This window comes from Terrabacter sp. 05T424, from assembly GCF_056396225.1.
This window is the reverse complement of record NZ_JBFTLB010000001.1, coordinates 443,741-469,654: the sequence shown is the minus strand read 5'-3', so window position 1 is coordinate 469,654 and position 25,914 is coordinate 443,741. Positions and strand designations below refer to the sequence as shown.

Genomic DNA, 25,914 nt, shown 5'->3' with positions numbered 1-25,914 from the left:
GCAGACCCGGTGGCGGTGGGCTCACAGGAGTCCACCGCCACCGCGTCCGGCCGATCCCCTTGCTGACGTACATGATCCGGCGCATCCTCGGCGCCATCGTCCTGCTCTTCGTCGTGAGCGCGGTCACCTTCGCCATCTTCTTCCTCGTGCCGCGCATCGGCGGTGCGACCGCCGACGACCTGGCCTCGCGCTACGTCGGCAAGAGCGCGGGCCCGGCGCAGGTCCACGAGGCCGCCGTGCGCCTCGGATTCACCGACCCGATCTGGGTCCAGTACGGCCGGTTCGCCAAGGGGCTCGTGGCGGGCTCCGAGTACAACACCGGCGCCGGCATCGACCAGTGCCCGGCGCCGTGCCTCGGCTACTCCTTCATCACGCAGAACCCCGTGCTGCCCGACCTGCTCGACCGGCTGCCGGTGACCCTGTCCCTCGCGTCCGGAGCCGCGATCCTCTGGCTGTTCGGTGGCGTCGCCACCGGCGTCGTGTCCGCCCTGCGCCGCGGCACCGCGCTCGACCGCTCCGCCATGGGCGTTGCCCTCGCGGGCGTCTCGCTCCCGATCTTCTTCACCGGACTGCTGTCGCTGTCGATCTTCAGCTACGGCGTCGGGTGGACCGCCCAGGGAGGCAGCTACACGCCCCTGCAGGAGAACCCTGCCAAGTGGGCGTACGACCTGCTCCTGCCGTGGATCACCCTCTCCTTCCTCTACGCCGCCGCGTACGCCCGCCTGACCCGCGCGGGCATGCTCGAGACCATGAACGAGGACTACATCCGAACGGCCCGCGCCAAGGGCCTTCGCGAGCGCGACGTCGTGGTCAAGCACGGCCTCCGCGCGGCGCTGACGCCGATCCTCACGATCTTCGGTCTCGACCTCGGCCTGCTGCTCGGCGGCGCGATCCTCACCGAGACCACGTTCTCCCTCAACGGCATCGGCAAGTACGCCGTCGATGCCATCAACAACAACGACCTCCCCAAGGTGCTGGGTGTGACCCTCCTCGGTGCCACGTTCATCATCATGGCCAACCTGGTCGTGGACCTCCTGTACGCCGTCGTCGACCCGAGAGTGCGCACCGCATGAGCGAGCCCACGAAGCAGACCGCCCCGTCAGCCGACAGCTCGGCCGCCACGGCCGGCGAGGCCTCCCCCGCCGCCGAGAAGCAGGACCGCCGCCGCAGCCGGCGCGCCGGCACGACAGTCAGCTCCGACGGCATCGGCGGCCTGGGCGCCCCGGCGCCCGACGCCTTCCTGTCGGTGCGCGACCTCCGCGTCCACTTCCCCACCGACGACGGTGTCGTGAAGTCCGTCGACGGGCTCTCGTTCGACCTCGCCCGGGGCAAGACCCTCGGCATCGTGGGCGAGTCCGGCTCCGGCAAGAGCGTCACGAGCATGTCGATCATGGGCCTGCACAAGCCGAGCTCGGTGAAGATGACCGGCTCGATCCAGCTGGGCGGCGAGGAGCTCATCGGCGCGGGCAGCGAGAAGGTGCGGTCGCTGCGTGGCAAGCGCATGGCGATGATCTTCCAGGACCCGCTGTCGGCGATGCATCCCTTCTACACGGTGGGCCACCAGATCGTCGAGGCCTACAAGGTGCACCACCAGGTGAGCAACCAGGTCGCGCGCAAGCACGCGATCGACATGCTCGACCGCGTCGGCATCCCGCAGCCGAACACCCGCGTCGACGACTACCCGCACCAGTTCTCCGGGGGCATGCGTCAGCGCGCTATGATCGCGATGGCCCTGTCGTGCGACCCCGACCTGCTCATCGCCGACGAGCCGACGACGGCCCTCGACGTGACGGTCCAGGCCCAGATCCTCGACCTCATCCGCGACCTGCAGTCCGAGTTCAACTCGGCCGTCATCATCATCACGCACGACCTCGGGGTGGTCGCCGAGCTGTCCGACGACATCATGGTCATGTATGCCGGTCGCGGCGTCGAGTACAGCTCTGCCGACGCCGTCTTCCGTGAGCCGCAGCACCCCTACACGTGGGGGCTGCTCAGCTCGATGCCGCGCCTCGACCGCGAGCGCACCGAGCGGTTGCGCCCCATCAAGGGCTCTCCGCCGAGCCTGATCAACGTGCCGTCGGGCTGCCCGTTCCACCCGCGGTGCGCCTACGCCGACCGCACGGGCGGCCTGAGCCAGAGCCAGAGACCTCCTTTCGCCGAGGGGATCAAGGGGCACTACGCCGCCTGCCACCTCTCGCAGGAGGAGAAGAAGGCCATCTGGGAGAACGAGATCCGGCCCACGCTGTGACCGCATACACGAGCCCAGGAGGCCACCCGTGACCACCACGTCCGCTCCCGAGGGCACCCCGAAGACGTCGGGCGACGCCCTGCTCCAGGTCCGGGGCCTGACGAAGCACTTCCCGATCCGTCGCGGCCTGCTCCAGCGTCAGGTGGGCGCGGTCCAGGCCGTCGACGGCCTGACCTTCGACGTCGCCAGGGGCGAGACCCTCGCGCTCGTCGGCGAGTCCGGTTGTGGCAAGACGACGACCGGGCGCATGCTGACGCGCCTCATCGAGCCGACGGATGGGCAGCTGCTCCTCGAGGGCGAGGACATCACGCACTGGTCCACCGCGAAGCTGCGCCCGCTGCGTCGCGACGTGCAGATGATCTTCCAGGACCCTTACAGCTCGCTGAACCCCCGGCACACGGTCGGCACCATCATCGGAGCCCCCTACCGGCTGCAGGACATCAAGACCGAGAAGGGCATCAAGGCCACGGTCCAGGAGCTGCTCGAGGTCGTCGGCCTCAGCCCCGAGCACTACAACCGCTACCCGCACGAGTTCTCCGGCGGTCAGCGCCAGCGCATCGGCATCGCCCGGTCGCTCGCCCTCAAGCCGAAGCTCATCGTCGCCGACGAGCCCGTGTCGGCCCTCGACGTGTCGATCCAGGCGCAGGTCATCAACCTGCTCGAGGACCTGCAGGACGAGTTCGGCCTGACCTACGTCGTGATCGCGCACGACCTCTCCGTGGTGCGTCACATGTCCGACCGCGTGGCGGTCATGTACCTCGGCAAGCTCGTCGAGATCGCCGACCGTGACGAGCTCTACACCCGTCCGATGCACCCCTACACGACGGCCCTGATGTCGGCGGTGCCGATCCCCGACACCGAGCGCCGCAACCGCCGCGAGCGCATCCGGCTCGAGGGCGACGTGCCGAGCCCGGTCAACCCGCCGCCGGCGTGCCGGTTCCACACCCGCTGCTGGAAGGCCCAGGAGATCTGCAAGACCCAGGAACCGCCCTTGGTGCAGCTCGCGCCGGGCCATGCGGTCGCCTGCCACTTCCCCGAGAACGTCGACACCGTCGCCGGCGACTCGGGCAGGAGCAGCTCCCCTGCCGCGCCGGGCACCAAGCCGACCACGGACCCGGCTGCCGAGCCGACCACCGAGCCGGCCGTCGGCTCGGACACACTTCGCGACGGGACCGTCGACAACACGTGACGGAGGCCGCGGACACCGTCCCCGACGGCGGGAAGCAATCGCCGACGTCGGTGGTTGAAGATTCCATGAAGGTCGAGATCTGGTCTGACATCGCCTGCCCCTGGTGCTACATCGGCAAGCGCCGCTTCGAGAAGGCGCTCGCCACGTTCCCCCACCGCGACGACGTGGACGTTCAGTGGCGCAGCTACCAGCTCGACCCCACGCTCCCCGACCACCACGACGGCACCGAGCTCGACTACCTCGTCGACCGCAAGGGCATGTCACGTGACCAGGTCAGCCAGATGTTCGACCAGGTCACCGCCATCGCCGCCGACGAGGGGCTCGCCTACGACTTCGGCTCGGTCGTCGTCGCGAACAGCTTCGCCGGCCACGAGCTGCTGCACCTGGCCAAGGCCCGCGGCGTCGGCGACGCCGTCAAGGAGGCTCTCCTCTCGGCGCACTTCGAGCACGGCGAGGACATCGGCGATCGTGACGTGCTCGTGCGCATCGGCGTCGAGGCAGGCCTGGACTCCGACGAGATCGTGCGCGACCTCGAGAGCCACACGTGGCGCAAGGACGTCGTCGCCGACATCACGGCCGCGCAGCAGCTCGGCATCCGCGGCGTGCCCTTCTTCGTGCTCGACGAGAAGTACGGCGTCTCCGGCGCCCAGCCCACCGAGCTCTTCGCCCAGGCGCTCGAGCAGGCCTGGCGCGAGTCGCACCCCCTCGTCATGCTGCAGCCCGCGGCGAGCGGCGTCGCCGTCGACGCGACGGATGCGGCAGCCTGCGGTCCCGCCGGCTGCTGAGAGGCTCCTCCCTCAGGCGCTGGCTGCTGCCACGAACGGTGCCACGGGACTGAGCTGCAGCACCTCGTCGAGGCGCCGCGTCACCCGTGTCGGCCCCTCGAGCGTGACACGGCCCGAGCGCACGGTGACGGCCAGCGGCATACGGCCGAGCCAGACGGCATACAGCGACGCGACGTCCGAGCTGATGGTCACGTCGACGGGGAAGCCCGGGTCGGCCATGCAGACCGACGGGGTGCCGTGCTCGACGAGGATCCAGAAGCGGCGCGGGTCGTCCGCGAACCGCAGGTGCAGCACGTGCCGGTCTCCGTCGAGCCCCGACGTGTCCACGCGCGCGTGCATCCACCAGACGAGCAGCTGCGCGTCGAGTTCCTCGGGCTCCGGGTCGCCGAACATCCACTCGGCGCCCCACTGCGCCATGCCGAAGACGATCGGCTCGAGGGCCCGTCCTGAAGGTGACAGCACGTAGCGCGAGCCCGAGCGCTCGACGACGCCGAAGCGCTCGAGATGTCGCAGCCGCTTCGTCAGCAGCGTGCGTGACAGGCCGGGCAGTCCGCGAGCGAGGTCGTTGAAGCGCGTCGTGCCGGTCATCATGTCGCGCAGGATGAGGAGCGACCAGCGCTCCCCCACGACGTCGAGCGTGCGCGAGATCGGGCAGTACTGCCCGGCTCCGGGGTCGTGTCGTCCCATGCCCCACCTCCGGTCGTGCTGGACGAGCCGGTCGCCACCGGCCCCTCCGGGGCGCCCACCCCAGTATCGGTCCTGATCCTGGACCGCGTCAGTCCACAACGTGTACTAGGGCGCGCCGCCCGCGGGGCCGACTCTGGTCAGGACGGCACCGACGCCGTCCGGCTCTGGGGGAAGCACCGGGCCGACCACGATGGAGGGGAAGACCGCATGACAACGCACACCGTCACGTCCGAGGCAGCGGCAGCCGATGCAGCCCTGAAGGCCCGGCACGCAGCGATGTGGGCGCTCGGCGACTACCCGGCCGTGGCCAGGGAGGTCATCCCGGAGCTCGGCCGAGTCCTCGTCGAGGCGTGCCGCATCGCATCCGGGCAGGACGTCCTCGACGTCGCCGCCGGGTCGGGCAACGCGGCGATCCCCGCCGCACGGCAGGGGGCCCGGGTGACGGCGAGCGACCTCGCGGCCGAGCTGCTCGACGTGGGCCGGGGGCTCGCCGAGGCGGCCGGCGTGACCGTCACGTGGGAACGGGCCGACGCCGAGGCGTTGCCGTACGCCGACGCGTTCTTCGACGTCGTCATGTCTTGCGTGGGTGTGATGTTCGCGCCGCACCACGACCGTTCGTCGGCGGAGCTCGCGCGGGTCGCGAGGCCCGGCGGGACGATCGGGCTCGTGAGCTGGACGCCGGAGGGTTTCATCGGGCAGATGTTCGCCGCCATGAAGCCGTATGCCGCACCGCCGCCTCCCGGGGCCCAGCCCCCACCCCTGTGGGGCAGCGAGGCACACGTGCGCGAGCTGTTCGGTGACCGCGTCGAGTCGCTCACCGCCGAGAAGCGAATGGTCCCAGTGCCCTTCGCGAGCGGCGAGGAGTTCCGCGACTTCTTCAAGCGGACCTACGGCCCGACGATCGCCACCTATCGACTCATCGCCGACGACCCCGCCGAGGTCGCCGCCCTCGACGCCGTGCTGGCCGACCTCGGGACGGAGTCGCTCGCCGACGGCGGCCCGATGCAGTGGGAGTACCTGCTCGTCACCGCTCGCCGCGCGGCCTGACCGAACCTCGCACCGGCCCGTCCAAGGCGAACCTCAGAGGCGGCTCTCGGCGGCGTCCGCACCACCGAGACGCTGCGCAAGCCACACCGGCACGATCGAGAGCACGATGAGCACGACGGCGACGACGTTGACGACGGGCGCCTGGTTGGGCCGGAAGAGGTTGTTGAAGATCCAGATCGGCAGGGTCTGGCTCTCCGGCCCGGCCGTGAAGGTCGTCACCACGATCTCGTCGAAGCTGAGCGCGAAGGCGAGAAGGGCTCCGGCCAGCAGGCTCGAGCGCAGCAGCGGGAACGTCACACGCCGGAAGGTCGTGAACGGCCGGGCGCCGAGGTCGGCGGAGGCCTGCTCGAGCGACCCACCGAGCCGGCGCAGGCGTGCCGTGACGTTGTTGAAGACGATGACGATGCAGAAGGTCGCGTGGCCGACGATGATCGTGAACAGGCCGGCACCGACGCCGAACACCGGGCGCAGGACGTTCTGGATCACCGACTGGAGCGCGACCCCGGTGACGATGCCCGGCAGCGCGATCGGCAGCACGACGAGGATCGAGATGGCGTGCTTGCCGAAGAAGTCGTAGCGGCTCAGGGCCAGTGCGAGGAGGGTGCCGAGCACGATGGCGATCGACGTGGCGCCCAGGCCCGCCTGCACCGAGGTGAGCAGCGCATCGCGAGGACCCTGTGCCTGCAAGGCCGCTCGCCACCACTGCGTCGTGAAGCCGGGAGGCGGCCAACCGAAGGTGCGGTCGCTGTTGAACGAGTTGACCGCCACCACGACGAGCGGCACGTAGACGAAGGCGAGCACGAGGGTCGCGAACGCCGTCAGGGCCAGCGTCGCGCCGCGTCCGAGTCTCATCGGGAGCTCCTCGTCGAGGTGAAGCTGTCCATCGGCGGCCTCACAGGTTGTCGAGCGCGCCCGTGCGCCGCACGGCGAGCAGGTAGAGGACCATGATCGCGACCGAGGCCGTGCCCAGAGCGGCGGCGAAGGGCAGGTCGAGCGTGATGTTCTGCAGCACCGCGGTGCCGAGCACCTGGAGCTTGCCGCCGACGATCTGCACCGCGATGTAGTCGCCGAGCGAGAGCGAGAAGGTGAAGACCGACCCGGCGGCGATCGCCGGCAGCAGCGACGGCACGACGACCCGTCGGAAGGTCGTGGACGCCCGGCCCCCGAGGTCGGCGCTGGCCTCGAGGTGGCTCTCGGGGAGCCGCTCGAAGGCGGCATACACGGGCAGCACCATGTACGGCAGCCACAGGTAGGTCAGGGTGAGCACCACGGCCGCGAAGCCGTAGCCCGGCGTGGCCCCGAAGGTGCTGTCGAGCACGCCCTCGGGCTGCACCATGGTGCGCCACGCGTAGGCCTTGACGAGGTAGCTCGCCCAGAGCGGCACGAGCACCCCGGCGAGCAGGAGGCCCCGGAAGCGGCGCGGCGCCACCCGCGCCATGAAGAACGCGAAGGGCACGGCGATGGCCACGCACAGCACGGTCACGAAGACCGCGATGAGCAAGGTGCGCCCGATGATGCCGAGGTAGGTGCCGCTGAGCAGCTCGCGGAAGTTCTCGAGCGTGAAGGTGCGGACGACGAGGTTCGTGAACGGGTCGGTGCTCCAGAACGCCGTCGCGAAGATGACGGCGAGCGCCCCGAGGTAGGCGACGACGAGCCAGAGCATGGGTGGGCCGAGCAGGGCGGCCAGGCCTCTGCGTCGTCTCATCGTCGCCTCCTCGTTCGGTGCGGCTGGGTCAGCTGTTGCGGATCTCGGTCCAGGCCTTGGTCCAGGCCGCGTAGTCGGTGCACTTGACGTCGGTGCGACCGTCGAGGCACGCGCTGATCGGCGTGTTCCAGTAGTGGACCTTGGCGAAATACGCCTCGTCCTCGGCGTGGAAGACCTTGCAGTGGTTGGGATCTGCCGTCTCGGCGCACGCCTTCTTGTTGGCCGGCGCCTCGCCGAAGTACTCGGCGATCTGCGCGTTGACCTTCGGCGAGACGAGGTGGTCGATGAGCAGGTAGGCGCACGTCTTGTTCTTCGACTTCGCCGACACCATCCACGTGTCGGACCAGCCCGTCGAGCCCTCCTTGGGCAGCACCGCCGCGACCGGTGCCTTCTCGCCCTCGGCCGTGTTGGCGATGACCTGCCACGTGGTGCCGACGGTGGCGGTGCCGGTCTTGAAGGCCTGCACCTCCTTGAGGTAGTCCGACCAGTACTCGCTGATGTTGGCCTTCTGCGCCTTGAGCAGGTCGACGGCCGCCGCGAGTTGGGTCTCGTCGAGGGCGTACGGGTCCTTGATGCCGAGGTCGGGCTTGGTCGACATGAGGTAGAGCGCGGCGTCGGCGATGTAGATCGGCGAGTCGTACGCCGTGAGCTTGCCCTTCTGCGCCGCGCCGACCTGGTCGAAGACGGCACCCCACGAGTCGGGGGCGGGCTTGACCATGTCGGTGCGGTACATCAGCAGGTTGGCTCCGCGCCCGTGCGGGATGCCGTATGCCACCCCGTTGACGGAGTTCCACGGCTTCATCTTGAGCGCGTCGAAGATGGCGGCGTAGTTCTTGACGAGCGAGGTGTTGACGGGCTCGACGTCGCCGGCGGCGATCAGGCGCAGCGTCGCGTCGCCCGAGGCCGACACGGCGTCGTACTGGCCCGTGCGCATGAGCTGGACGGCCTCGTCCGACGTGCCGAAGGTCTTGATGTTGACCTTGCAGCCCGACGTCTTCTCGAAGTCGGTGACCCAGTCGACCTTCGGGTCGTTGCTGCCGTCCTCGACGTAGCCGGGCCACGCGAGGACGTTGACCTGGCCCTCGGGGGTGCCGAGCTTGTCGAGGGGTTTGAGGTCGGGCACCTGCATGCCCCCGGGGGCCGCGCTCCCACCGGGACTGCTGGGAGTGGAGCTGCCGCAACCGGCGAGGGCGAGGACGGCCACCGCCGCGACGGTCCCGATGAGGGACTTCCTTGACGTGCGCACGACGATCTCCTTCATGTGGTTGGTGCTTCGTTTGGTGAGGCGCCCTGCCCCTGCAGCTCGGGCGTGGGTGGGCCCGGCACGTCGATGACGTGCTCGGACCGCCATCGGAGGGCGACCCGGTCGCCGCGGCGCAGGGCTGCGCCGTCCGCCCGGCCTCCGGTGTTCTGCTCGAGGGCCGTCAGCCGGCCCCCCACGTCGAGGGCCACGACGTACCGCGTGACGGGTCCGCCGTAGACGACCTCCTCGAGAGAGCCCTCGGCCCTGAGGTGCCCGTCGTCGGCGCCTCCCACAACTGCCGGCACGACGAGGAGCTTCTCCGGTCGGATCGCGACGGAACCGGCGCGGCCCAGGATCGCGCGCGCCGCCTCCCCGGTGAGCAGGTTGGAGGTGCCGACGAAGCCCGCGACGAACGCCGACGCCGGGCTCTCGTAGACCTCGTGGGCCGTGCCGACCTGCTCGATGCGGCCGGCGTTGAAGACCGCGATGCGGTCGGAGAGGGTGAGGGCCTCCTCCTGGTCGTGGGTGACGAAGAGGAACGTGATGCCGACGTCGCGCTGGATCGCCTTGAGCTCGACCTGCATCTGCTCGCGCAGCTTGAGGTCGAGGGCGCCCAGGGGCTCGTCGAGCAGGAGCACGGTCGGCCGGTTGACGAGAGCCCGCGCGAGGGCGACGCGCTGGCGCTGGCCACCCGAGAGCTGCGAGGGGCGTCGCGGGCCGTGGTCTCCGAGGCGCACCTGCTCGAGCGCCTCCGCGACGCGGGTGCGCCGCTCCGCGCGGCCCACCTTCTTGACGAGCAGGCCGTACTCGACGTTCTCGGCCACGCTCATGTGCGGGAAGAGTGCGTAGTCCTGGAACACCGTGTTGACGTCACGCTCGTAGGGCTGACGCCGCGTGACGTCCGTGCCGGCGAGCTCGATGGCACCGGCCGTCGGCTCCTCGAAGCCGGCGATCATGCGCAGCACGGTCGTCTTGCCGGATCCGGAGGGCCCGAGCATCGAGAAGAACTCCCCCGAACGAACGTCGAGGTCGACGTCGTCGACGGCGACGACCGGAGGGCTGCCCGCGAACTCCTTGCGCAGCCCGCTCAGCCGGATGGCCGGCACACCGGGCGCCTGGTCGGCCGCCATGGTGACTCCTCGGGTCGTCGGGGCGCTCGTCGTCGAACGCACTTCTGCCTCTGGACGGAAAACGTATGGGTCCATATGTTTAAGCGCAAGCGGTGTGCCCAAACTGTTGCGGAGGCTCCATGGCGGATCGGTCGATGCCCCTCGGCCCGTATGCCGCCGTGTTCGCGCCGCTGCCCGCCGAGGGACGAGCCGAGGCGGTACGCCGTCGCCTGGGTGAGGCGATCGCGATGGGCCTGCTCCCCGACGGCAGCATGCTGCCCCCCGAGAGCGACCTCGCCGACCGTTTCGGCGTCGCCACCGTGACGGTGCGTGAGGCGCTCGGCACGCTGCGCGACGACGACCTCATCGTCACGCGCCGCGGACGGGGCGGCGGGTCCTTCGTCAAGGCACCCCACGACGGGGGGCGGGCCGCCCTGCTGGCCCGCCTGGCCCACGCGGGACTGGGCGAGCTGCGCGACCTGGCCGACCACTACTGCGCCATCAGCGGACACTGCGCGGCACTGGCCGCCGAGCGGTCCGATCCCGACGACATCGCACGTCTTCGGCGGCTCGCCACCGCACGTGCCGACCCGGACGAGCCCAGCGGCATACCTCGTCTGGAGGGCAGCTTCCACCTCGAGCTCGCCGCGACGGCCCAGTCGGCCCGGCTGACGCGTGAGGAGATGGTGCTCCAGCGCGAGATCGGACCCGTGCTGTGGCTGGCCGACGTCGAGCTCGCGGCCGCGACCGAGGCCGCTCACGACGCCATCGTCGAGGCGGTGGCCGCCGGCGATCCCAGCGCAGCGCGGGACCGCGCGGAGGAGCATGTCAGGCAGCTCTTCGACGCCGTGAAGGCGCTGCACCGCCTCACCCGATCGCGAAGGACCGAATGATAACCATGACGACCACCACGACCGACACCGACGTGGCCCGATGGGTCTCCGACTTCGGACAATGGGTCTTCGGCCAGCTCGACGACCTCGGGGACCTGCTCACCGGACCACTCTCCGGGGCGGCACCACGCCGCGCCGACCTCGACATCGAGGAGCGCTGCCGCGCGATGCTCGCCGACCCGCAGACACCGGTCGCCGGCGCTGGGGCCGTCATGGCGCCGGGCACGCTCGCAGACGCCCCCTACTGGCTCGAGTGGTGGACCACCGAGACCCGGGGAGGCTCCACGACCATCGCGAAGCTCGCCGCGGAGACCGACCCGCGTGCGGTCGGCTTCCGCGACTACACCGAGCTGCCTTGGTACGCAAAGCCATTCGAGTCCGGGCAGCGACAGGTCACGGGACCTTACGTCGACTACCTCTGCACCGACCAGTACACCCTGACGTTCACCCAGCCGTTCCTCGTCGACGGGGCGTTCGCGGGGGTGGTCGGGGTCGACGTGCTCGTTGCCTGGTTCGAGGAGCACCTCCTCGACGTCATGGGCTCGGTCGACCGCACCTGCGTCCTCGTCAACGGCTCCGGTCGCGTCGTGACGTCGTCCGACCCGACCTGGGTCACCGGCGACCTGCTGCGCGGGCTCCCCGTCGGGGCATGGCTGGCGGGCGAGACCGCCCCGCACGCGGACTGGACCGCCACGCACTGCACCGGGCTGCCGTTCCTCGTGCTGACGCCGCGCTGACGCCGCGCTGAGGCCTCGCCGGAGGTGGAGGGCGTCACGGAGCGCGCTCGCGCCGGGCCATGCGCACCCACAGTGCCACCGAGGCGGCGAGCGTGGCGGCGAGGCCCCCGACGAGCGGCCAGGTGAGCAGGCGGTCGGTGCGCAGGTCCGTGTGGGCGCGGGCCAGCGCGACGAGCACCAGGGTGAGCATCACGGTCTCGACCTCGACCATGAGCCGCAGGCGCACCCACCTCGGGTCCCTGGTGACGACGAGTCCGGCGCAGCCGAGGCAGAACACGGCCCCGACGACGCGACAGGTTAGGGGCGTGAGCAGCCACGGCCAGACCGGGATCACCGTGGCCGGCGCCACCTCCATGACGAGACCCGTGGCGAGGGCGAGGCCGGCGCCGGCGGCCACGACGGCGCGAGCGATCCGCCCGAGACGGAGCTCGGTGGAGCGGGGCGGCGACGCCGTGCGCTGGTTGGCGAACCATGCAGTGAGGACGAGCAGCGGCGCCGTGAAGTAGAGCACCGCCCACAGCCAGAAGGCGATGTGGCCGTGGTTGAAGCGGTCCCAGTGCAGCACCGTCGCGACGCCGAGCAGCCCCGCGAAGAGCGTCACGGCGACCAGCCCGGCGCTCACCCGGGCCCAGCGGCCCTCGCGCAGGACGCGGACGAAGAACCAGGCGCCGCCGAGGTAGGCCGAGGCCAGGACCATGGGGGTCAGCTCGGGGCGGATCGTCCACGCGAAGAGCCGCTCGGTGTCGGACGGGAAGCCGTAGAGGATGACGAAGGCGGTGACGAGGATCGGTACGAGCACGCCCGAGAGGACCCTCGTCGTCGGCAGCACGCGGTCGTCACGCTCCGACGTGGAGGCGGGGTCAGTCTCGAGCGGCCGGTGAGACATGGGTCGTCACGAGCCCACCCGGCCGATGGCGGCGAGCAGCGCGGCATAGGACGCGACGAGAGCGCGCCGCTCGGCCGCGAGGAGGGGGTCGTCGAGCGCACACCCCGCGCGCACCCAGCGGTCTGAGAGGTCCATCGCCTCGACCCGGTGCTCGGCGGCGGGCCTCATCAGGTCGGCCTCGGCGCCGTAGACGTACGCGTAGAGGTCGACGAGTGCACCGACCAGGTCGTCGGTCGTGACCGCCCCGTCGTGCTGGTGCTCGCGGTGGACCCGCCACCACTCGACCTCGAGGGTCGAGGCCCGGACCGGGTCGAGATCGAGGCCACCCGTGCTGACGACCAGCGCGTAGAAGTCGCGCATCAGCCCGCGTGCCCGATCGGGGTCGTTGTCGGGGAAGGGAGCCCATGCCTGGTTGGCACGCAGCACGAGCCAGGCGCCGCGAAGGGTGTCGCGACGGTTCATGCCGAACCCGGCGGCGACCATGCCGACCGACGCCCGGAGGAACCGTGCCCACTCGTGGCGGTAGTACGAGGCCCAGGCGTCGGTCTCGCGCTTGCCCACCTCGACCGCGTCGAAGGACCGCGGTCCGTGCCTGCGTCCCATCCGGCCTCCTCGACACTGGGCGACCTCCGTCGGCAGCGGCTGCCGGCGCACCGAATCCCCTGACGCCGTTCGACTCTCGTTCCAGACTAGGGACAGGAGCCGACCCGGGTGAGGAGAACGCGACATGACCCAGACGGGCCCGCGGGGCATCGGTGACGTCGTCGACCGGATGACCGGGCTGCTCGACGAGCTGCCGCCGCCTCTCGCGGCTCGTCGGGCCTTCCTCGCCACCTACCTGCGCACGACACAAGCGGTCGCGAAGGCCATCGACGACGCATCGTTCGAGGACCCGGCCTGGGTCGAGGCCTGGGACGTCGTCTTCGCGGACCTCTACCTCGACGCCCTCGAAGCCGACCTCTCACCCGACCAACGGGCACCCCGACCGTGGGCGCTCGCCTTTGCGGCGCCCGCCGAGCTGCCGGCGCTCCGCCAGGTGCTGCTCGGCATCAACGCGCACATCAACTACGACCTGCCCCAGGCCCTTCTCGCGGTCATCAGCGACGCGGACTTCGCCGACCCCGTGCTGCTGGACCGGCGACGCCGGGACCACGCGCGGATCGACGCCGTGCTCTCCGGCCGGGTCGCGGCTGAGGACGACGAGCTGTCGGAACAGTCCACCAAGCAGGCCCTCGACCGCCTGCTCACTCCGCTCAACCGTCGAGCGTCGGTGCGGTTCCTGCGAGAGGCCCGGAACAAGGTGTGGCACAACGCGATCGAGCTCCAGCGCGCCCGGCTCGAGGGCCCCGAGGCGTATGCCGTCCGGCTCGCAGAGCTCGAGCTGCTGAGTGCCGCGCGCATCGCCGACCTGCTGGCGCCGGGCCAGGTGCTCCTGCGTCTCGCCGTCGCCGGTTTCGGCGTCGTGCTGCCTCCGGCGGACTGAGCACCGCCGCGCCGTGCTCGATTCGGGTCATGCAGGCCGCCCGGCGGCGCTAACCTCGAAGAAGGGGTTCGCGGACGCGAGGGGGTGTCGTGAGCGTGCTACAGCCGCAGGTGATCTCGCTGCACGGGCATGCCCTGTCGTTCGTCGACAGCGGCGCCGGTGAGACGGTCCTTTTTGTCCACGGGCTGCTCGGGTCGCACTCGAGCTGGGGGCACCTGATCGAACGCCTGGACGACCGGCACCGTGTCGTCGTGCCCGACCTCTTCGGCCACGGCGCGTCGGCCAACACGAACGGCGACCACTCGCTCGCCACCCACGCTGCCACCCTGCGCGACCTCATCGACCGTCTGGGCATCGACCGGGTGACCCTTGTCGGACATTCCCTCGGCGGCGGCATTTCCCTCGAGTTCTGCTACCTCTTCCCGGAGCGCGTGGAGCGTCTCGTGCTCGTCGGCAGCGGCGGCCTCGGCAGGGAGGTCAACCCGGCCCTCCGGGCCGTGACCCTGCCCGGCGCCGAGTGGGTGCTGCCCGCCCTCGCCTCAGGGTGGGTCCGGGGCGGGGTCGAGACGATCGGCCGCACGATGGCCCGCGCGGGCTGGCGGGCGAGCCATGACATGCGCGCGGCCTGGGACGGCTTCGCCAGGCTGAGCGACGCCGAGAGCCGCCGGGCGTTCCTCACGACGACGCGGGCCGTGCTGGACGCCCGGGGCCAGACCGTGACGGCGCGCGAGTACCTGCCCGACCTCGTCGGCCTGCCGGTGCTCGTCATCTGGGGCACGAACGACATGGTCATTCCGTCGCGTCATGCCGAGCGGGCCAAGGAGGCCCTGCCGGGGTGCCGGCTCGAGCTGTTCGAGGGTGCCGGCCACTTCCCGCACCTCGACGACCCCGACCGGTTCTCCGACCTCGTGCGCGACTTCATCGCGACGACCGGCCCCGGTCCGGGCCTGACGGAGTCGGCGAGCTGACGGCGCCCGGCACCTTTGCGGTTAGGGCGTGCTCGGCTCCCGAGCGCCGAGCACGATGAGGTCACGCAGCTGCTCGAGCGCTGCCGAGCGGGCACCCGCGAGCGGCGGGCGCTCGACGACGCCGGCGGGGGCAACAGGCACCGGGCGCGGCAGCTCGGCAGCCTGACGGGACAGCTCGGCGAGGAAGGTCGCCTCGCGACCCCACGCTCCGCCCACGACGACGATCTCGGGGTCGGTGAGCGCGACGATCGCAGCGAGCACGCCGCAGACTGCTGCGCCGAGGGCGGCGAACGTCGCACCGTCGGCCGACCGGACGAGACCGACGTCGACCGCGGTGGAACCCGCTCGGCGCAGGCCCAGCTCAGCGAAGACCTCGGTCAACGGCATGGCCCGGCCGCCCGGGCCCGTCGTGACGAGGTGGGCGATCTCGCCGGCGAGGCCCGAGTGACCGCGCCGGACGTCACCGTCCGCGACGACGGCGCACCCGAGGCCTTCGTCGAGGTACAGGTAGACGAAGTCGCGTGAACCTGCGGCGCCGTCGTGTGCGGCCGACTGCTCGGCCCGCGCGGCCCAGTTGACGTCGTTGTCGACGAGAACCGGCCCGTCCACCGCTTCGGCGAGCAGGGACGCCGGATCGAGGTCGCCGACGAGGAACGGCGAGTCGGGGAGGTGGACGAGGCGCCCCGATGCGCGGTCGACGGGGTCGGCGGCACTGACGGCGGCCGTGCGTATCGTCGCGGCTCCGGGGAGGGTGGCCACCGCCGCGACTGCCCGACCCATCGCTCGTGCCACCCCGCCGGCATCGGCACCCCGGTCGAGCGCCTCCTCGGCCGAGCCGGTGACGTCGCCGAAGGCGTCCACGGTCTCAGCGACGACGCCCTGGGCGGTGATGCCGACGACGAGGGCAGCTCCGCACGCAGGCGAGAGCGTGAAGTACGAGCCGGCTCGGCCGCGTCCCTGGCTGCGCTCCCCCGTGTCGACGACGACGCCCGCCGGCTCCAACCGGCGGAACGCCTCGGAGATCGTCGGCTTGGAGATGCCCGTCCATGCGGCGACCTCGGCCCGGGTCAGCTTGCGACGCACCATCAGGGCGCGGAGGACGTGCTCGTCGGTGAGGGACCTCAGCAGCTCGAGGCTCGGTTTCGTGGACGACATGACCGCATTCTAGTTAGGACGCTTGCCTAAATGCTTGCGACACGCTACCGTGGTCATTCGTAAGGAGTCCTCACCAAAGGAAGAGCCATGACCGCAGCACCCGTCAGCCCGTCTGTCTCCGACATCTCCGGCCTCCCCCACTGGGAGAGCACCCCCGACGACCTTCCTCGCGCAGTCCGCGAGATCAAGCAGGCGATCCGCGAGCGCATCGAGGCGTCCGGCCGCACCGTCGAGGAGGTCTTCGCCGTCGTGGAGCACCGGGTCGCCGAGCAGGTCGCCGAGATCAGGGAGGCCAAGGAGCGCGGCGAGGACGTCTGGCCGGTCATCGACTACGCCGAGATCGCCGACGGCACCGTGACGCGCGAGCAGCTCGCGAAGCTGCAGCGGCGCGGCTGCCTCGTCGTCCGCGGCCACTTCCCTCGCGAGCAGGCGCTCCGGTGGGACTCCGGCATCGTCGACTATGTCGAGGGCAACGGGTTCTTCGACAGCTACCGGGGGCCCGGCGACGACTTCTTCGGCAGCGTCGGCTCCAAGCCCGAGATCTACCCCATCTACTGGTCGGCGGCCCAGATGGAGGCTCGTCAGAGCGAGCGCATGGCGACCGTCCAGTCCTTCCTCAACAGCCAGTGGAAGCACGAGTCGGACGGCGTCACCTGGTTCGACCCCAACCGTGACTCCCTCTACCCAGACCGCATCCGCCGGCGGCCGCCGGGTGCGGACTCGAACGGCCTCGGTGCGCACTGCGACCCCGGCACCCTCGACCTCTGGATGACCCGGGGCTACCAGCAGGCGTTCCGCCACCTCTTCGACGGCAACGTCGAGGCGTACGACCCGTGGGACGCAGCCCACCGCACCTCCGGCCCGCAGTACCCGGGCACGACGATGTGCTCGGCGTTCCGCACCTTCCAGGGCTGGACCGCCCTGTCCGACATGGCACACGACCAGGGCGTGCTGCACACCGTGCCGATCCCCGAGGCGATGGCCTACCTCATGCTGCGCCCGCTCCTCGACGACGTCGCCGACGACGACATGTGCGGCGTCACCACCAACCAGGTCTTCCCGGCCAGCGAGAAGTGGCACCCGCTGCTGCTCGAGGCGCTGAGCGGCATCCCCGACGTCCAGGCGGGCGACTCGGTCTGGTGGCACTGCGACATGATCCACAGCGTCGCGCCCGTGCAGGACCAGCAGGGTTGGGGCAACGTCATGTACGTCCCGGCCGCCCCGTGGTGCGAGCGCAACGAGAGGTATGCCGCCGAGGTGCGTGAGGCCTTCGTCAGCGGTTCCAGCCCGAGCGACTTCCCGGAGGAGCACTACGAGCGCAGCTGGCCCGACCGGTTCACGACGGCGCAGCTCAACGACACCGGTCGCCGTGGCCTGGGCCTCGTCTGACGAGTCCCCCTGTGTCGCCTACGGACTGACGGGTCCCGACGCCGCTGGTCAGTCCGCGAGGAAGGCGGCAACCCGGTCCCTGGGGCGGCCGATGATCGCCCGGTCACCCTTGACGAGGACGGGCCGCTGCATGAGCCGCGGGTGCTCGACGAGCACCTCGATGACCTGCTCGCGCGTCGCGACGTCGGCTTCGGTCAGGCCCAGCTCGGCGAAGTGGGGATCGCGCCGGACGAGGTCGCTCGGGGCGTCCTCGAGCTTGTCGAGCAGCTCACCGAGGGCGGCCGCGTCGAGCGGCCGGCGCAGGTAGTCGACGACCTCGGCGTGCACGTGCGCCTCGTCGATGCGCTCCATCGCCGCTCGAGAGGTCGAGCAGCGGTTGTTGTGCAGGATCGTCAGGTCGTCGCTCATGGGGCCGACCCTAGTGGGGCCCGCGCGCTCGCGCCCCGGCGGTCGAAGAGGTCGGCGCGGCTGTGTCCGAGCCCGGTCCGGGGGACACTGGGAGCAGGCGGTTCCGACGCCCACGGGCCCGCATGATCTGGGCAGGAGGCGACGTGGCCAGCAGAGCGATCGTCGGGCTGGTGATGGGGGTCGTCGTGGCGCTGAGCGCCTGCACCGGGGCGTCGGGCGCAGGTGCGGACTCGACGGCCACGCGGACCGGCGCCTCGGTCTCCACCGGGGCCGTCGGGCAGACGACGGATGCCCGGCCCACTCCCCCGTCGGCGGCGGTTCCGGAGGCGCCGCACCTCGTCGACCGCGACGCGTACGCCTTCCGCACCGCGAGCGCCCTCCGCACCGGGGCGACCTACCGCCTGCGCATGCCCGGCAACCTCTTCCCGACGTTCCCTCGCTCCGCCCTCGCCGTGCAGATCACACCGTCCGGCGAGCCGTGGTGGCTCTTCCAGCAGGGGGTCGTGGTGCAGACACCGACCTTCGTGAGGGAGGACGCAGGCATCCGCGTGATGGAGCTGGACGGGCTGCCGTTCGGGCCCTGTCGGGCGCAGACCAGCGTGCCGGCGGAACCAGGGCCCTCCCCCGCTGACCTGGCACACGAGGTGCTGTCGCGGTATCCCTTCAGGGTGATCCAGCCGATCACGCCGACGGTGCGGTTCGGCGGATCCGGCGTGCACCTGACCGCGCAGCTCGACGACCCGGAAGCGAGCCTCTGCGACAACGGCGGCGTGATGACCTACCGCCCCATGGCAGCCCAGCACCAGCTCGTCGAGCTGTGGGTCGTCGTCGTGCATGGCGAACGGGTCGTCGTCGAGCGGTCCTGGTTCCCCGACACGAGCGGGAAGGTGCTGGCAGCGCAGCAGGCCACCCTGGACTCGTTGCGCCTCGTGCCGCTCTGACCCTGGCAGCAGCTCAGCGGCCGCCTTCTGCGAGGAGGTCGAGGTCGCGCACGGCATACCGGTGGTGCTCCCACTCCTCCTCGAGAATGGTGCGCAGGCACGACAGGACGGTCTCGTGGACCTTTGGGGCGTGCGGGTTGCTCCGGCTCTCCTCGAGCTCTCCCGCGGAGACCCGGGCAGGGTAGTCACGCACCATCGCCTGGCGACCGGCCCGAGCCTCGAGCACCTGCTCGAAGGGCGGCGCGTCAACGGCGAAGGCGGACTCGTCGTAGGCCTCGGTGTCGTGCTCGTCGTGGGGCAGCCCCAGGGGGTGGTAGGGCTGCTCCACCCTGAGAACCGCCCTGCCCAGCCACACGTCGGTCGCCATGACGAGGTGCCGCAGCGTCTGGGCCAGCGACCACTCGCCGCCCACCGACGCGTCGACCGTGTCGGCGGGCATGCTCATGGCGCGCTCGAGGGTGGCTGCCCACGCCTGCTCCACCGCGGCCCAGGCCTGGCGCAGACCCGAAGGACTCGACGCCGAACGCAGCTGGCGTCCGGGGAAGCGGCGGTTCAGCTCCGCGTCGACGAGGGGCACCACGTCCACGCCGTTGACCAGCAGGCGGCCGCCACCCTCCATCAGCCAGGGTGAGTCGACCTCCATGCCGGCGACGTCGCTGCCGCGCACCACCACATCGCTCAGGTCGCATCCGATGAACCGCGTGCCACGAAGGCGCCGCCCTCGAACCAGCGGCGCCCCGTCAGCCCGATCAGCCGCGTCGTCGTGGGCGGCCCCGCCACCCACCAGCGCGTCCGGCCCACCGTGGTCCTCGAGCCGCCCCTCGTCCATGCTCAGACGATGGCACAGCCCGCCGACACCGTCGACCGGCGCCGCCCACGGCGTCGGACGGTCAGAGGCCGAGCTCCTTGCCGAAGACGGGCTTGAGTCTCTGGGCGTACGTGCTCGTGATGTGGTTGCTGTCGCGGTAGACGATGGTGTTGCCGACCACGATCGGGCAGGTCTCGGCGCAGAAGTAGGGCAACAGGTCGAGGTAGCGCGCTCCCGTGGCGGCGGTCGCAGACTTCCAGCCGTCGTTGCGCGAGGCGACGGCGGCGGACATCGGCTTGACGCACGTGCTCATGGTGGCGCGCTTCGAGCCGAGGCACTTGCCGGCGTCCTGTTCGAGGATCGACACGTCGCTGAGCACGGTCACCTTGGTGGCGGGAAGGCGGGAGTGCACCTTGGAGAGCATCCGTTGCGCGCCCGCGGTGAACCGCTCGGTGTCCTGCCCGACCGTCAGCGGGCCGGTGCCTGCGTCGTTGACGAGGGGTGTGCCGAGGAAGCCGCTGATGAGGATGTGGTCGGGCTTGAGGCGGGTGATCTGGTCGAGAGCCCACTGGCCGAACTTCCGGCACTCGGGATAGGCCTTCCCCCGATACCACTCCACCTCGTCGAGCGGCACGCAGCTGGCCTTGGTGAAGGGGACGATCTTGTAGCCGCGCTCCTTGGCGAGCTGCTCGAGGGGGCGCATCCACATACCGATGTGGGAGTCGCCCCACAGCACGATCGTCCGCGAGGCCTTGGTGTCACCGCTGGGGCAGATGTCGATCGTCAGCGCCTCGCGTGATGCCGAGCAGGTGCCCATCGGGTGGGTGATGTCGCCGAAGAGGTCGGGCAGGGCCGGCACGAGCGGGGTGGCCAGAGGAGCGTTCTGGCGGGCGAGGGCCGAAGACTTGGCCACGTCGGCGATCAGTTGCTGGGGCGTCTCGGGTGCGCTGTTCGCCTGGGCGAGTGCGGCGGCGGACCCGCCGCTGCGGCTCGCGTCGTAGACCCAGACCCCGGCCACGCCGGTCAGGACCATGGCCACGGCCGCCGGCCACAGCAGCAACGAGCGGTTGACGGAGCGGCGGTGGGCGCGGGCGGTGCCACGAACGTCCGCTCGCGACGCGGCGGCGCCTTCGGGCTGTCCCGCGGTGCCGGTCGCCTTCGTCGGGTGGTGGAACGGCGTCTCGACCCACCGGTAGCTGGCCCAGGCGAGCACGACGGACGCGGCGAGCGCGAGCAGGCGCTCGAGGAGTCCGAGGTCACGCACGAGGTAGGCGCCGGGGAGGATCAGCAGCGGCCAGTGCCAGAGGTAGAGGGAGTAGGAGATGTTGCCGACGAAGCGCATCGGACGCGTGTCGAGCAGCAGGCGGGCTCCGGCACGGGGGCCGCCGATGCCGCCGCCGAGCACGAGGGCCGCGCCGACGACGGGCAGTGCGGCGTGCCACCCCGGGAACGGCGTCGCCGAGCTGAAGGTGAGCACGGCGACGGCGATGGCGAGCAGGCCGGCCCAGGAGGCGACCCCCTTCACCGCGGCCGGGAGCCGAGCGATGCTGCCGGCCGAGAGGGCCAGCAGCGCGCCCACGCTGAGCTCCCACGTGCGCGTGAACGTCGAGTAGTACGCCATCTGCGGGTTGGTTCCCGTGCGGTGCACCGACCACCAGAAGGAGAGCAGTGCGAGCAGCAGCACCAGGGCCGCCGAGCGCCGGAGGGCGACGGCGCGGGTGGCGGGCCGTGACGAGCCCGATGCCCCCCGGGCACGCGCCCCGAGGTACATGATGAGGCCGATGACCGCGGGCCACACGAGGTAGAACTGCTCCTCCACGGCAAGCGACCAGAAGTGCTGCACCGGCGAGACGAACGCGCTCGTCGAGAAGTAGTCGGTGCCGGCGAGGGCGAAGTCGATGTTGGCCGAGAAGAGTGCGGCCGCCCCGATGTCCTGGAGCACGAGGTGCAGGTTGTTCGTCGTGTAGACGAGCAAGGAGACGAGGCACACGACGAGCAGCGCCACCGTGGCGGCCGGAAGGATGCGCATGGCACGCCGGGCGTAGAACCCGGCGATCGAGACCCGGCCGCTCTTGGTGACCTCCCGGGCGAGGATCCCGGTGATGAGGAAGCCGGAGATGACGAAGAAGACGTCGACGCCGACGTAGCCGCCGGCGAAGCCGACGATCTCGGCGTGGCTGAGCATGACCGAGAGAACGGCCACGGCACGCATACCTTGGATGTCGCCGCGTCGCTGCGCTCGCGGGGCGCCCTGGGACGCCTCCGTGGACTCCTGCCGCTGACGGGGCGGCATGCGGACCTGCTGGGACACGGTGCTCCTTGTCGGTCGGCGGTGGATGTCGGCTGATGGGGCTGGTGCCGGCTCGTTGGGCCGGTCCGGAGTGTGTCGGCGGCGCTCAGATTACCGTCTTGCGGCACCCGGCCTCGGGACGTGCGCCGTGGGCGAGACGGCCCGACGGCGGCTACACGTTGAAGCGGAACTCCACCACGTCTCCGTCGGCCATGACGTAGTCCTTGCCCTCGATGCGGACCTTGCCGGCCGACTTGGCCGCACTCATCGAGCCGGCCGCGACGAGGTCGTCGAAGCCGACGACCTCGGCCTTGATGAAGCCGCGCTGGAAGTCCGTGTGGATGACGCCGGCGGCCTGCGGGGCGGTCCAGCCCTTGCCGATCGTCCAGGCGCGCGACTCCTTGGGGCCGGCCGTGAGGTAGGTCTGCAGGCCGAGCGTGTGGAAGCCCGTGCGCGCCAGCTGGTCGAGGCCGGACTCCTCGGCCCCGAAGCTCTGCAACAGCTCGAGGGCCTCGTCGGGCTCCATCTCCATGAGGTCCATCTCGAGCTTCGCGTTGAGGAAGACGGCGTCGGCGGGCGCCGCGAGCTCACGCAGCGACTCCTGGAGGGAGGCGTCGGCGAGCTGGTCCTCGTCGAGGTTGAACACGTAGATGAAGGGCTTGGTGGTCAGCAGGCCCAGCTGCTTCGCCTCGGTCAGGTCGACCCCTGCAGCGGGGCCAGCGGCATACAGCGTGTGGCCCTCCTCGAGGACCTTCTGGGCTGCCTGCGCGAGCTCGAGCGCGGCCTTCTTGTCCTTGTTGATCCGCGCCTCCTTCTCGAGGCGGGGCACGGCCTTCTCGAGCGTCTGGAGGTCGGCGAGGATGAGCTCGGTGTGGATGGTCTCGATGTCGCTGGCGGGGCTGACCTTGCCGTCGACGTGGACGACGTCGCCGTCCTCGAACGCGCGCACGACCTGGCAGATCGCGTCCGCCTCGCGGATGTTGGCGAGGAACTTGTTGCCGAGACCCTCACCCTCGCTCGCGCCGCGGACGATGCCGGCGATGTCGACGAAGCTCACGGTCGCCGGGAGGATCTTCTCCGAGCTGAAGATCTCGGCGAGCGCGCCGAGCCGCGGGTCGGGCAGCGGCACGACGCCGACGTTGGGCTCGATCGTCGCGAACGGATAGTTCGCGGCGAGCACGTTGTTCTTGGTCAGCGCGTTGAAGAGCGTCGACTTGCCGACGTTGGGGAGACCGACGATTCCGATGGTGAGTGCCACGGGGTCAAGAGTCTAACGGCGCTCGCGCCGGCTCCCGACCACGAGGACGTATGCCGTCACGCCGGGCTCACGCGAGCGTCCACTCCCAGCCGGGCTGCCACGCGAACGGCGCGGTGACGACCTGCCCGAGAGGCGTGCCGTCGAGCAGGTGCTGCAGAGCCCAGCGGTTGGCCGAGTGTGCGATCAGGAGGACCCTCTGGCCGCCGTTGAGCGTGCCGTAGTCGCACTCGCGCAGGCGCGCGTCGGTCACCAGCGGCACGCCGGTGCCGTAGTACGCGAGCTGGGCGGTCTCGACGGCCCGAGCGAGATCTGAGGACCAGACGGCCGCGAACCCCCTCGCGGGGCGGCGCTGCCCGAGCTCAGCGGCCAGGGCACGCCCCTGCGCGGAGAGACGTCCGGGCAGCCATCCGGTCGCGACGCCGGCCTCGTTGTCCTCGGTGATCGAGTGGGTCTCGTAGACGAGCTCGACGCTCACGTCACGACCCGGCCGTCACGACTCGGCCGTCACCGCGGCATCCGCACGCCGCAGAGCTGGCGTGACTGGGCCACGAGGTCGCCGGCGGAGTCCCAGATCATGGCGTCCTCCTCCATCATCCCGCCACCGAGGGTCTCGCTCGACAGCGAGACCCGCAGCCAGCCCGGTGCCGGCCGGCGGCGGACGTGGCCGGTGAACTCGAGCGTCGGCGTCCAGCCGAGGAGGCCGAGGTCGAACGCGACCGGCGGCAGCGCGTCGAGCGCCATCATGAGCATCGTCGTGTCGGGCTCGCGGCCGTCGCGCAGTCGCAGCCATCCCCGCATGACCCCGCGCATCGACGGCTTGCCGAGGGCCCAACCGGCCGTCGAGGGGTCGAGGCGCAGGTCGAGCCGCTCGAGGAACTTGGCGTTGGCGAGGAAGTCGGGGGGCGCCTGCTCGGCCGAGAGGCACTCGTCGGGGGGCGGCAGGTCGGGCGGCCCGGCCTGCCGCTGCACCTCGAGGTCGGTGAGGTTGCCGAAGGAGCCGATGGCGCGCATGCGCTCGACCGGCTGCCCGTCGTCGCCGACCTGGTGGATCGCCATCTGCCCGGTCGAGAGCGTGCGGCCGCAGCGCATCACCTCGGTGGTCACCGTGAACGGGCCGGGCTGTGAGGCGGTCATGAAGTACGCGGACAGCACCACCGGGTCGACGTGCTGGGTCGTCTCGGTCGGGTCGGCCACGAGGTGCTCACCCAGCGCGCGCAGCGCCGTCGCCATGACCAGGCCCCCGTTGACGGCGTTGCCGATCATCCACTCCTCGTGGAAGGTTCCGTGCCTGCGCTTCGGGTCGTCGCCGGCCTCGAGCCGGGTCGCGTCGTCGTACTCGCTCACGGTCAAGGTCTAACAGAAGCCCCCGACGGGGTATGCCGGGGTGTCGCCTCCGTCACTGTCGGCGCCCTCTGCGACGGTGTGGCCATGGACACCACCGCGCTGCTCGTCGGGCTCATCGTCGGAGGGCTGGTCGGCGCTCTCCTCGCCTGGCTCTCGGCGCGGTCGGCCCTGCTCGCCCGGTCCGCCGCGGCCGAGGCCGAGCGCGACGTGCTGCGCGAGCGGGTCGGCGACCTCGAGGCGGCTCGGGAGGTCGACGACGCGACCGCCGCCCTGCTCGCCCCGCTGCGCGACACCATCGGCCGGGTGGAGCGCCAGGTCGGTGCCCTCGAGCGCGACCGTTCCCTCCAGTTCGGGCAGCTGGGCGAGCGACTCACCGAGGTGAGCCGCTCCACCGAGTCGCTGCGCACCGAGACGGCCACGCTCGCCAGCGCCCTCAACGCCTCGACGGTGCGCGGCGCGTGGGGCGAGGTGCAGCTGCGCCGGGTGCTCGAGCTGTCGGGCCTCATCGCCCGCTGCGACTTCGACGAGCAGGTCACGCGCATCAGCCGGCACGGCGCCACCGTGCGGCCCGACGCCGTCATCAACCTCCCGGGGTCGCGCCACGTCGTGGTCGACTCCAAGGCGCCGATGGCGCACTTCCTCCAAGCGCACGGCGACACCGTGTCCGAGATCGAGCGGGCCGAGCTGCTGGCCGCCCACGCCACCTCCCTGCGCCGTCACGTCGAGAGCCTGGCCGCCAAGGCCTACTGGACCGCCTTCACCCGCTCCCCCGAGGTCGTCGTGTGCTTCGTGCCCGGCGAGGCCATCCTCGCGACGGCGCTGGCCGACGACCCCGGCCTCTACGAGCACGCCCTCACGCGCAAGGTCGTGCTCGCCTCTCCCGGCACCCTCTTCGCGGTGCTGCGCACGATCGGGGCCATCTGGCAGCAGGACTCCCTCGAGCAGAACGCCCGCGAGCTGCTCGCCATCGGGCAGGACCTCTACTCGCGCCTGTCCACCCTCGGCGGGCACGTGACGACGATGGGCCAGGCCCTCTCGCGCTCGGTCGAGCAATACAACAAGTTCGTCGGCACTCTCGAGTCCCGCGTGCTCGTCACGGCCCGACGCATGCACGAGCTGCACCTGACGAGCGAGCAGCCGCCCGCCCTCGAGCCCCTCGAGGTCGCGCCCCGGTCGCTCAGCGCGGCCGAGCTCACCGACGACCTCGGCCGCGACGCTCGCGACGACGCCTTCCTGGAGCGCGCGACCGCCGACCCCGCTCACCGCGACGCAAGGGGATCCGCACCCGACTCCCCCGCCGGCGAACGGTCTGCCTGAGGGCCAGAGCCGACGCGGTGTCCG

The 25,914-nt window shown here is 71.1% G+C and carries 26 protein-coding genes; 12 read left to right on the top strand and 14 right to left on the bottom strand.

Annotated elements, in window-relative coordinates; genetic code table 11:
* Positions 1-71 precede the first annotated feature (71 nt).
* From AC1DE0_RS02205 to AC1DE0_RS02190, 4 genes are all read left to right on the top strand, one after another.
* Positions 72-1,073 (top strand): ABC transporter permease, encoded by a 1,002-nt coding sequence (locus tag AC1DE0_RS02205; RefSeq protein WP_478096652.1) that lies wholly within the window; start codon positions 72-74, stop codon positions 1,071-1,073.
* Positions 1,070-2,248, top strand: coding sequence for an ABC transporter ATP-binding protein (locus tag AC1DE0_RS02200; RefSeq protein WP_478096649.1), 1,179 nt, complete (start codon positions 1,070-1,072; stop codon positions 2,246-2,248). The genes AC1DE0_RS02205 and AC1DE0_RS02200 overlap by 4 nt, the downstream gene beginning before the upstream one ends.
* Positions 2,249-2,276: 28 nt before the next feature.
* Positions 2,277-3,437 (top strand): ABC transporter ATP-binding protein, encoded by a 1,161-nt coding sequence (locus AC1DE0_RS02195; RefSeq protein ID WP_478096647.1) that lies wholly within the window; start codon positions 2,277-2,279, stop codon positions 3,435-3,437.
* Positions 3,438-3,502: 65 nt separating this feature from the next.
* Positions 3,503-4,222 (top strand): DsbA family oxidoreductase, encoded by a 720-nt coding sequence (locus AC1DE0_RS02190; RefSeq protein WP_478096645.1) that lies wholly within the window; start codon positions 3,503-3,505, stop codon positions 4,220-4,222.
* 12 nt (positions 4,223-4,234) lie between these two features.
* On the opposite strand, the gene AC1DE0_RS02185 is transcribed toward AC1DE0_RS02190, so the two are convergent.
* A complete protein-coding gene (locus AC1DE0_RS02185) occupies positions 4,235-4,909 on the bottom strand; it encodes a winged helix-turn-helix transcriptional regulator (protein ID WP_478096643.1) in 675 nt (224 codons plus the stop codon).
* Between the two features lie 207 nt (positions 4,910-5,116).
* On the opposite strand from AC1DE0_RS02185, the gene AC1DE0_RS02180 reads away from it, so the two are divergent.
* A complete protein-coding gene (locus AC1DE0_RS02180; RefSeq protein WP_478096641.1) occupies positions 5,117-5,956 on the top strand; it encodes a class I SAM-dependent methyltransferase in 840 nt (279 codons plus the stop codon).
* 33 nt (positions 5,957-5,989) lie between these two features.
* Here AC1DE0_RS02180 and AC1DE0_RS02175 read toward each other — a convergent pair whose 3' ends face one another.
* The 4 genes from AC1DE0_RS02175 to AC1DE0_RS02160 are packed head-to-tail and all read right to left on the bottom strand — an operon-like array spanning position 5,990 to position 10,034.
* Complete coding sequence (locus AC1DE0_RS02175; RefSeq protein ID WP_478096639.1) at positions 5,990-6,808, bottom strand: ABC transporter permease; 819 nt, start codon at positions 6,806-6,808, stop codon at positions 5,990-5,992.
* 40 nt (positions 6,809-6,848) lie between these two features.
* A complete protein-coding gene (locus AC1DE0_RS02170; protein WP_478096637.1) occupies positions 6,849-7,661 on the bottom strand; it encodes an ABC transporter permease in 813 nt (270 codons plus the stop codon).
* A gap of 28 nt (positions 7,662-7,689) precedes the next feature.
* Positions 7,690-8,922 carry an ABC transporter substrate-binding protein gene (locus AC1DE0_RS02165; protein ID WP_478096635.1) on the bottom strand — a complete coding sequence of 411 codons (1,233 nt, stop codon included), beginning with the start codon at positions 8,920-8,922 and terminating at the stop codon, positions 7,690-7,692.
* Positions 8,919-10,034 (bottom strand): ABC transporter ATP-binding protein, encoded by a 1,116-nt coding sequence (locus AC1DE0_RS02160; protein ID WP_478096633.1) that lies wholly within the window; start codon positions 10,032-10,034, stop codon positions 8,919-8,921. The genes AC1DE0_RS02165 and AC1DE0_RS02160 overlap by 4 nt, the downstream gene beginning before the upstream one ends.
* 119 nt (positions 10,035-10,153) lie before the next feature.
* Between AC1DE0_RS02160 and AC1DE0_RS02155 the strand changes: the two genes are divergently transcribed.
* Both AC1DE0_RS02155 and AC1DE0_RS02150 read left to right on the top strand, forming a co-directional pair.
* Positions 10,154-10,906, top strand: a complete 753-nt coding sequence (locus AC1DE0_RS02155) for a FadR/GntR family transcriptional regulator (protein WP_478096631.1) — start codon at positions 10,154-10,156, stop codon at positions 10,904-10,906.
* A gap of 5 nt (positions 10,907-10,911) precedes the next feature.
* Positions 10,912-11,643, top strand: a complete 732-nt coding sequence (locus AC1DE0_RS02150) for a cache domain-containing protein (protein ID WP_478096629.1) — start codon at positions 10,912-10,914, stop codon at positions 11,641-11,643.
* A 34-nt stretch (positions 11,644-11,677) separates the two neighbouring features.
* On the opposite strand, the gene AC1DE0_RS02145 is transcribed toward AC1DE0_RS02150, so the two are convergent.
* Complete coding sequence (locus tag AC1DE0_RS02145) at positions 11,678-12,529, bottom strand: hypothetical protein (RefSeq protein WP_478096627.1); 852 nt, start codon at positions 12,527-12,529, stop codon at positions 11,678-11,680.
* A 6-nt stretch (positions 12,530-12,535) separates the two neighbouring features.
* Complete coding sequence (locus AC1DE0_RS02140) at positions 12,536-13,132, bottom strand: hypothetical protein (protein WP_478096625.1); 597 nt, start codon at positions 13,130-13,132, stop codon at positions 12,536-12,538.
* A 124-nt stretch (positions 13,133-13,256) separates the two neighbouring features.
* On the opposite strand from AC1DE0_RS02140, the gene AC1DE0_RS02135 reads away from it, so the two are divergent.
* Positions 13,257-14,012: a DUF5995 family protein gene (locus tag AC1DE0_RS02135; RefSeq protein ID WP_478096623.1), complete on the top strand. Its 756-nt coding sequence runs from the start codon at positions 13,257-13,259 to the stop codon at positions 14,010-14,012.
* Between the two features lie 89 nt (positions 14,013-14,101).
* On the top strand, positions 14,102-14,980 hold the full coding sequence (locus tag AC1DE0_RS02130) for an alpha/beta fold hydrolase (RefSeq protein ID WP_478096621.1): 879 nt from the start codon (positions 14,102-14,104) through the stop codon (positions 14,978-14,980).
* 21 nt (positions 14,981-15,001) lie between these two features.
* Here AC1DE0_RS02130 and AC1DE0_RS02125 read toward each other — a convergent pair whose 3' ends face one another.
* Entirely contained in the window at positions 15,002-16,135 is a 1,134-nt protein-coding gene (locus AC1DE0_RS02125) for an ROK family transcriptional regulator (protein WP_478096619.1), read from the bottom strand.
* Between the two features lie 87 nt (positions 16,136-16,222).
* On the opposite strand from AC1DE0_RS02125, the gene AC1DE0_RS02120 reads away from it, so the two are divergent.
* A complete protein-coding gene (locus AC1DE0_RS02120; RefSeq protein WP_478096617.1) occupies positions 16,223-17,524 on the top strand; it encodes a DUF1479 domain-containing protein in 1,302 nt (433 codons plus the stop codon).
* A 48-nt stretch (positions 17,525-17,572) separates the two neighbouring features.
* Here the strand turns inward: AC1DE0_RS02120 and AC1DE0_RS02115 are convergent, their stop codons facing one another.
* Complete coding sequence (locus AC1DE0_RS02115) at positions 17,573-17,932, bottom strand: ArsC/Spx/MgsR family protein (protein WP_478096615.1); 360 nt, start codon at positions 17,930-17,932, stop codon at positions 17,573-17,575.
* Between the two features lie 143 nt (positions 17,933-18,075).
* Between AC1DE0_RS02115 and AC1DE0_RS02110 the strand changes: the two genes are divergently transcribed.
* Complete coding sequence (locus tag AC1DE0_RS02110) at positions 18,076-18,873, top strand: hypothetical protein (RefSeq protein ID WP_478096613.1); 798 nt, start codon at positions 18,076-18,078, stop codon at positions 18,871-18,873.
* A 13-nt stretch (positions 18,874-18,886) separates the two neighbouring features.
* Here AC1DE0_RS02110 and AC1DE0_RS02105 read toward each other — a convergent pair whose 3' ends face one another.
* The 5 genes from AC1DE0_RS02105 to AC1DE0_RS02085 all read right to left on the bottom strand — a co-directional run bounded on the left by AC1DE0_RS02105 (position 18,887) and on the right by AC1DE0_RS02085 (position 24,573).
* Positions 18,887-19,702 carry a DinB family protein gene (locus tag AC1DE0_RS02105; protein ID WP_478096611.1) on the bottom strand — a complete coding sequence of 272 codons (816 nt, stop codon included), beginning with the start codon at positions 19,700-19,702 and terminating at the stop codon, positions 18,887-18,889.
* 61 nt (positions 19,703-19,763) lie between these two features.
* Positions 19,764-21,992, bottom strand: coding sequence for an acyltransferase family protein (locus AC1DE0_RS02100; RefSeq protein WP_478096609.1), 2,229 nt, complete (start codon positions 21,990-21,992; stop codon positions 19,764-19,766).
* Positions 21,993-22,143: 151 nt separating this feature from the next.
* A complete protein-coding gene (gene ychF / locus AC1DE0_RS02095; RefSeq protein WP_478096607.1) occupies positions 22,144-23,229 on the bottom strand; it encodes a redox-regulated ATPase YchF in 1,086 nt (361 codons plus the stop codon).
* A 67-nt stretch (positions 23,230-23,296) separates the two neighbouring features.
* A complete protein-coding gene (locus AC1DE0_RS02090; RefSeq protein WP_478096605.1) occupies positions 23,297-23,704 on the bottom strand; it encodes a histidine phosphatase family protein in 408 nt (135 codons plus the stop codon).
* Between the two features lie 29 nt (positions 23,705-23,733).
* Positions 23,734-24,573, bottom strand: a complete 840-nt coding sequence (locus AC1DE0_RS02085) for a thioesterase family protein (protein WP_478096603.1) — start codon at positions 24,571-24,573, stop codon at positions 23,734-23,736.
* An 84-nt stretch (positions 24,574-24,657) separates the two neighbouring features.
* Between AC1DE0_RS02085 and AC1DE0_RS02080 the strand changes: the two genes are divergently transcribed.
* A complete protein-coding gene (locus tag AC1DE0_RS02080) occupies positions 24,658-25,890 on the top strand; it encodes a DNA recombination protein RmuC (protein ID WP_478096601.1) in 1,233 nt (410 codons plus the stop codon).
* Positions 25,891-25,914 lie beyond the last annotated feature (24 nt).